Here is a 7,375-nt window from a genome sequence, read left to right on the forward strand (position 1 = left end):
AAAGCGGAAGACTTCAGTTAAAGAAGCAGCAGCCTGTGAAGCGTTAACCCCAGTCAGCGACCAGTCTAAAAAGGTGGCGTGGTGAGGAATCATCGTCCGTTTACGGCGGTGAGGATGTCAAACCTCTTAGTAAACCTCTGGTCAAAGTGCAAGAGTGTCTAAACAGTGATCAGTAAACAGTGAAAAGTAAACAGTAAACAGTAAACAGTAAACAGTGAAAAGACAGTAGGAAACTTCTATTTAATACTGCACACTTAAAACTCAAATCTGATAACTGATAACTGATAACTGATAACTGTCTCCTATCTCGACTAGCAAATTAATTTTGCACGACTACTTATATTTAAAGGCGCTAAATTATTTTGAAATCTCGCTCTAGTTATTGGAATCTTATTCCCTATCTCCGTCCCCAAACCCAAACAATTATTTTGGCGTTTATCTGTACGATCGGATTTACGGTATTTTGGCCGATTTTAGCTTGGTTAGCCGGACAAATGGCCAGATATATCGGTGAGGGAAATGTGCAAGCATTGGCGACACTTTCGGGGGTGGGGGCAGTGGTTTTTTTACTGCGGGGAATGTCTCAGTATGGGCAAGATTCCCTGATGGCAAAAGCTTCTTTAAAAATTGCCCTAGAATTGAGAAAAAAAGTTTATGCACACCTGCAAACCCTCGGCTTAAATTACTTTGAAACGGCAAAAACTGGTGATTTATCCTATCGTTTAACGGAAGATATTGATCGCATTGGGGAAGTAATTAACAAATTTTTCCATGATTTTATTCCCTCAGCTTTGCAGTTAATTGTCGTCTTTGCCTATATGTTTATTGTTAACTGGCAATTGACGATCGCTGTCATTATTATCGCTCCTTTGTTAGGGGTTTTGGTGGGATTTTTTGGCGAAAAATTATTACAATACGCTCGTCGCGCCCAAGCGAAAATATCTAATATTTCTGCGTTATTAACCGAAGTTTTTAGCGGTATTCGTGTGGTGCAAGCTTTCGCTGCTGAAGATTATCAAACCGAGCTTTTTGCCCAAGAAGCGGAGGAAAATCGCCGCGCGCAATACCTATCAGAATCCACCAAAGCTTTACAATACGTCGTGGTGGGATTCTTACAAGCTCTCGGTGTCATCTTTTTATTCTTTCTCGCTGGTTGGCAAATTTCCCAAAAGAATTTAACTGGAATTGACTTTGTTAGTTATGTGGCAGCGGTGGCAATGTTAATCGATCCCATCGCCCATATTACCAGTAATTATAATCAATTTAAACAGGGTCAAGCCTCCATGGATCGGATTTTTGAATTGTTAGCTATTTTGCCAACAATTACCGAAAAACCGAATGCGATCAATCTGCAACCCCACAGCAAAGAAGTTGAATATTGTCAAGTAAATTTTTCTTACAATGAGGACAGACAGGTTTTAAAAAATATTAATTTTACTGCACACGCTGGGGAAATGATTGCTTTAGTGGGAGCATCGGGAGCGGGAAAAACCACTTTAGTTAATCTTTTATTGCGTTTTTATGACCCCACTTCCGGCAAGATTTTAATCGATGGGGTGGATATTCGTGATGTGACTTTAAAAAGTCTCCGGCGACAAATTGGCGTAGTTTTACAGGAAAATATTCTCTTTTCTGGCACTATAGCCCAAAATATCGCTTTTGGCCAGGGAGATTTTAATCTGCAAGAGGTGGAAAAAGCGGCAAAAATTGCCAACGCTCATCAATTTATCGGTGAACTTTCCCAGGGTTACTATACCTATGTGGGAGAAAGGGGTGTTAATTTATCGGGTGGACAAAGACAAAGAATCGCCATCGCGCGAGCAGTTTTATCTAATCCGAGAATTTTAATCTTAGATGAAGCGACTTCCGCGCTCGATTCGGAATCGGAAGCTTTAGTGCAGGAAGCTTTAGAAAGAATTATGACGGAGCGCACGGTATTTGTTATTGCTCACCGATTAGCAACTGTCAGAAAAGCTAACCGTATTTTAGTCTTAGAAAAGGGTGAAATTATCGAGGTGGGTAATCACGAGGAGTTATTAAATCTTAATGGTCGTTACGCTCAATTTCATGCTAGACAATTTCAAGATTAATCTATTTGGCTTTAGGGAATGGGGGTGTATCTCTAGAATTGGGCCTTATTTCTGATTTTATCACTCAATCCAAGCTTTTGGGGGGTTCTACCCCCCAAACCCCCCGTCGGGGGACGAAGCGCCTCCCCCGAACCCCCCGCGCATTAGTTTTTCGGTGGGATGCTTACACGCAGTTGTTCATATATTTGTACTAATTTAAGAATCACCGATATAGCAGTTATCTTAATGGTGAGGTAGGAAGTTTTCGTTTTGGGGAGTCCGTCGCCGAATTAGGTTAGACTTCATCTTTAGGGAAAGCGCTGTAAATATCCAGACAGAATTAATTATACATATTTTTCCGTTCCCTGTTCCGGGTTCTCTCTTTCCAGACTGTAAATTTAATTTTGTCCAACTACTTAGGTTTTTTTTCGGGGAATTCCTCGCAAGGCTAAAACATCATCAAGGGTGGAACAATAGTTTTTTAAACCAAAATCAGCAGGAGTATAGGTTTTAAAGTGGGTGAAGTGACGATAATTCATCGCAAAACGATCCCATGGTTCCATCTGCAAGTTAAAAACTTTGATAAAAAAGTTAGCAATGGTTAAAGATAAAGAAATGCGAAAATAGATTTTTTTGTTTAAATAAGTACAGATTTCCTCCACTGCTTGGTTAGCTGTTGTGCGTTGATTGCCTAGGACAATTTTGCTTTCTGGTGCGGGATTTTCGATTAAATAATTCACCACTTGAGCTATATCTTTGGCATGGATAAAATGAAAACTGCCATCAGCTTGAAACCAACGCACTAAACCGATATATTTCAACACATCCGGTAAACCGCCATAGATATGAGAATAGGGTTTATTTTCGTCACCACCTAAGACAAAAGTGGGGTATAAAGTGATAATTTTATCGGCAATTTCTAGGTCAGCAAATTTACTATAACAAATATATTTAGTGCGGATATAATTAGTTCCTATTTCCCCAGCTTCAGGCAAAGGTTGATTATTTTTATTGAGAATGCTGGCAGTAGAAAAGTAGAGGACTTTATCGCAGATTTGAGCATCTAAATAACTAATTAATTCCAGGGTTTTTACCACATTAATCTGATAACTTTCCTCCTCTCCTCCCCAACTGGTAGCGATTAAAATCGCCCTATTCATTGTTTTTAAAAGATCAGCATATACCCCAATATTTTGCATATCGCCTAAAAGTATATGAACATTTGATCGCCCTTGGTAAGTAAATTTTAACTTGTCTGGATTACGAACTAAAAAATATAATTCATAGTCGGGATTTTCCAGTAAAATCTCAGCGATATAATGCCCAATACAGCCACTCACACCCGTTAGAAATATTTTTTTCATTATTTTAATTGATACGGCAGAATTTAGGGGACAGTGTGAAAGTAAAAAGGGAATCAAGAGTTCGGATTTTGGAGAGGTGCATCTAAACTTTGCAGAAATATCAAAAATGAGTAATGGTCAGTGACTCTTAAATTATTACAAATATATCAGCAGCTGCGTGTAAGCATCCCACAAAAAAACTAATGCTCAGGGGGTTCGGGGGAGGCGCTTCGTCCCCCGACGGGGGGTTTGGGGGGTAGAACCCCCCAAGAGTCTGGGTTGGAAACAAACAACCTAGAAAGCACAGTTTTTCAACAGAAGTTATCAGAGAATCCCAACTTAGTAGATTTTAAATTATGAGATGCACTCTTAGGTGTTGGGTGTTAGAGACGATTTCCTTACCTCCTAACCCCTATTCCCTAAACCTAGATAACGACATCCTAGGCGTGAACTGCTAATAATTGATCCGCTTGTTTAGCGGTTTCAAAGAAGAAACGCACGTTATCTTCAGGAGTTCCCACCAAAACACCATGACCTAAATTAAGAATATGACCTTGATTACCTGCTTTACGAATAGTATCAATAATCCGCTCGCGAATAAAAGACTGGGAACCGAATAAAACCCCCGGATCGATATTACCTTGAACCATCATCGATTTACCTAAACGCTGTCTCGCTTCAGCCAGATCCACGGTCCAATCGACGCTAATAATATCAACCCCCGATTTAGCCATTCTTTCCAAAACGCCGGCGCTGCCACTAATGTAGAGAATTAACGGTGTATCGGGATGGGTTTCTTTCACCAAACGGACTACTTTTTGTTGATAGGGTAAGGCAAAAACATCGTAATCTTGGGGAGTTAATTGACCCGCCCAAGAGTCGAACATTTGTACTACCTGCGCCCCACAATCGATTTGATAACGGACATAGGTGGCGATCATATCCGCTAATTTATCTAAAAATTGGTGCAGTACCGAGGGTTCCGAAAAAGCCATCCCTTTAATCACAGAATAACTTTTAGAACCTTTCCCTTCCACTGCATAGGCTGCTAAAGTCCAAGGCGCTCCAACAAAACCGAGGACAGTGGATTTGTTTCCCACCTCTTGACGTAGGGTTTTTAAAATCGTTTTGATAAAAGGTAAAGACTGATCGGGATCGAGGGGATTAAGTTGGTCCACCTGCGCTTGAGTACGAATGGGAGAATCGATAATCGGCCCCTTACTTTCGATAATATCAAAGGGAATACCGATTCCCGCTAGGGGAGTGAGAATATCGGAGAACATGATCACCCCATCCGGTTGAAAAGCACGCCAAGGTTGCAGGGAGATTTCGATCGCTAAATCGGCATTTTCCGATCTTTCCCGAAAACTGGGGTATTTATCCCGCAATTCTCGATAAATCTGCATATAACGTCCTGCTTGTCTCATCATCCACACGGGAGGACGGGGTAAGATTTCTCCTTTGGCAGCGCGTAATAAATAAGGTATTTCAGGGGAGTCAGTCATATCACGATGATTATTCTATTGCCTTTTCTACGGTATCATCCCCCGTACAGCTAATTTTTCTAGTTTTTCCTTAAGAATTGTTAACGAAAGTTATCCCCCCACCCTGGGATGAACTCGACGCAATCGTAAAGCATTCGTCACCACGGAAAGGGAACTTAAAGCCATGGCAGCACCGGCAATAATCGGATTGAGCAGAAAAGGATAGAGGACTCCGGCAGCGATGGGAATGGCAATCAGGTTATAAATAAAAGCAAAAAAGAGATTTTCTTTGATATTTCGCATTGTTGCCCGACTTAACTCAATAGCAGTCACAATTCCCTGTAAATCTCCTGAAATTAAGGTTATATCGCTTGCGGCGATCGCTACATCGGTCCCCGTGCCAATGGCAATACCTAAGTCCGCTTGCGCCAATGCGATCGCATCATTGATGCCATCTCCAACCATGGCGACAATTTTCCCTTTTTTCTGCAAATATTCGATTTTTTCGGCTTTTTGTTGGGGACGGAGTGCGGCAAAAAAGCGCCGGATACCCAACTCGCTGGCGATCGCTTCTGCGGTTTCGAGGTTGTCCCCCGTCATCATCATCACCTCTAAGCCCATTTTTTTGAGCTTGGCGACCACTGAAGAAGAAAAAGGTTTTAAAACGTCGGAAATGGCGAGCAACCCCTCTAAATGCCCGTTAACCGCTATCCAAACCACGGTTTTTTTCTGCCATTCCCAATCGTGGGCGACTTTTTTAAGAACTTTTGTTTCAATCCCTTGACTTTCTATCCATTGTTGTGTAGCGATTTGCACTAAATCCGACCCGACTTTTCCCTGCACCCCTGACCCAGTTATTGAGTCAAATTCGGTTACTTCTAGGGTTTTAATGGCGTTTAACCGCCCATATTTAACTATTGCTTCTCCTAACGGGTGTTCAGAATGATTCTCCACCGACACGACTAACTGCAGCAGCGATAATTCCCGTCCATCCCCCACCCCTTCGCGAGTCAAGAAGTCCGTCACCGTTGGTTTACCCTGGGTGAGAGTTCCGGTTTTATCTAGAACAATAGTAGTAATGCCATGGGCTAATTCTAAACTTTCGGCATTTTTAATTAAAATTCCCTGTTTTGCTCCCTGTCCTGTTCCCACCATAATTGAGGTGGGTGTAGCTAATCCTAGGGCACAGGGACAAGCGATAATTAAGACTTCCACCATTGTAATCAAAGCGAGGGTGAGATTACCCGTGCGGAGAATCCAAAACAAGAAAGTTATTACCGCAATAATCATCACCACCGGCACAAAATAAGCGGTCACTCGATCGGCTAATCTTTGTATAGGTGCTTTTGATGCTTGCGCGGTTTGCACTAATCGGACAATCTGAGCTAAAACCGTATCTTTTCCCACTCGTAACGCTTGCATTTGTAGGCTACCGGTTTTATTAATTGTCGCTCCGATTACCTGTTGATTGACGGTTTTTCTCACGGGTAAACTTTCCCCCGTCACCATCGATTCATCAATGCTAGAACTGCCTTGGATAATTATGCCATCGACGGGAATTTTTTCCCCCGGACGCACTAAAATTATATCTCCTACTTTAACCTCTTCGATCGGTAGATCTAGCGTCTGTTCTTCCCTAATCACCCTAGCAGTTTTTGCCTGTAATCTCATTAATTGTTTAATAGCGGCGGCCGTTTCTTTTCTGGCACGTTTTTCGAGGAAACGACCGAGTAAAATCAGAGTAATGACGATAGCTGATGCTTCGTAATAGACATGGGAATCAAACCCCTGTTTTTCGATAAAATCGCTCCCGAAGGTTGAAAACAAGGAATAAAAATAGGCGGCACTGGTTCCCAAAACTACTAAAGTGTCCATGGTGGCGGTGCGATTTTTAAAGGCTTTCCAAGCATTTTTATAAAAACTTTGACCACACCAAAATTGGACGGGAGTAGCGAGAATTAATTGTAATAAGGGATCGTGTAACCAGTGGGGAATAAAAGATAGAGATAAACCCGTCATCATCGGCAAAGAACCGATAAAAAGTATAATACTAATAACAATAGCGATCGATAGTTTGGTGAGAAGTTCTTTTTCTGGCCTGGATTCGAGATTAATTTCCGTTATCGGTGTAGCTTGGAAACCGGCATCCCTAACTTTTGCTTGAATAGTGTTAAGATCGGTACGCTTGGGATCATAGTCCACATCCACCTGTTCCATGCCAAAATTAACTTGACATCGAATCACTCCGGGGATAGATTTAATTATCCGTTCGATCGAATCAGCACAACCAGCGCAACTCATCCCGGCGAGTTTGAGAGTTTGATGGGTCATCGAAAATTTTGGGTCTGAAACCCCGTCGTTCTACGACGGCTTTACTGTTAAATATTAACACATTTACGAAATATATGCTAAAATGTGAGACATGGAAAAAGCCTATTCTTACCGATTTTACCCCACACCCGAACAAGAGTCGCTATTG

General features: G+C 41.8%; 5 protein-coding genes. 2 read left to right on the forward strand and 3 right to left on the reverse strand.

Features of this window, described 5'->3' with window-relative positions; translation table 11 throughout:
* Window positions 1–362: 362 nt before the first annotated feature.
* A complete protein-coding gene (locus IM322_RS14705) occupies window positions 363–2,090 on the forward strand; it encodes an ABC transporter ATP-binding protein (protein WP_286824328.1) in 1,728 nt (575 codons plus the stop codon).
* A 395-nt stretch (window positions 2,091–2,485) separates the two neighbouring features.
* On the opposite strand, the gene IM322_RS14710 is transcribed toward IM322_RS14705, so the two are convergent.
* From IM322_RS14710 to IM322_RS14720, 3 genes are all read right to left on the reverse strand, one after another.
* Window positions 2,486–3,433: an NAD-dependent epimerase/dehydratase family protein gene (locus IM322_RS14710; RefSeq protein ID WP_287676096.1), complete on the reverse strand. Its 948-nt coding sequence runs from the start codon at window positions 3,431–3,433 to the stop codon at window positions 2,486–2,488.
* A gap of 419 nt (window positions 3,434–3,852) precedes the next feature.
* Window positions 3,853–4,917, reverse strand: coding sequence for a uroporphyrinogen decarboxylase (gene hemE / locus IM322_RS14715; protein ID WP_286824330.1), 1,065 nt, complete (start codon window positions 4,915–4,917; stop codon window positions 3,853–3,855).
* Window positions 4,918–5,007: 90 nt separating this feature from the next.
* Window positions 5,008–7,227 carry a heavy metal translocating P-type ATPase gene (locus IM322_RS14720; protein ID WP_287676098.1) on the reverse strand — a complete coding sequence of 740 codons (2,220 nt, stop codon included), beginning with the start codon at window positions 7,225–7,227 and terminating at the stop codon, window positions 5,008–5,010.
* Between the two features lie 91 nt (window positions 7,228–7,318).
* Between IM322_RS14720 and IM322_RS23395 the strand changes: the two genes are divergently transcribed.
* Window positions 7,319–7,375, forward strand: a 57-nt coding sequence (locus IM322_RS23395) for a helix-turn-helix domain-containing protein (protein ID WP_190357389.1), incomplete at its 3' end; no start/stop codon positions are given.

It is taken from the genome of Microcystis sp. M109S1, from assembly GCF_020247025.1.
In the GTDB taxonomy this organism is placed as follows: domain Bacteria; phylum Cyanobacteriota; class Cyanobacteriia; order Cyanobacteriales; family Microcystaceae; genus Microcystis.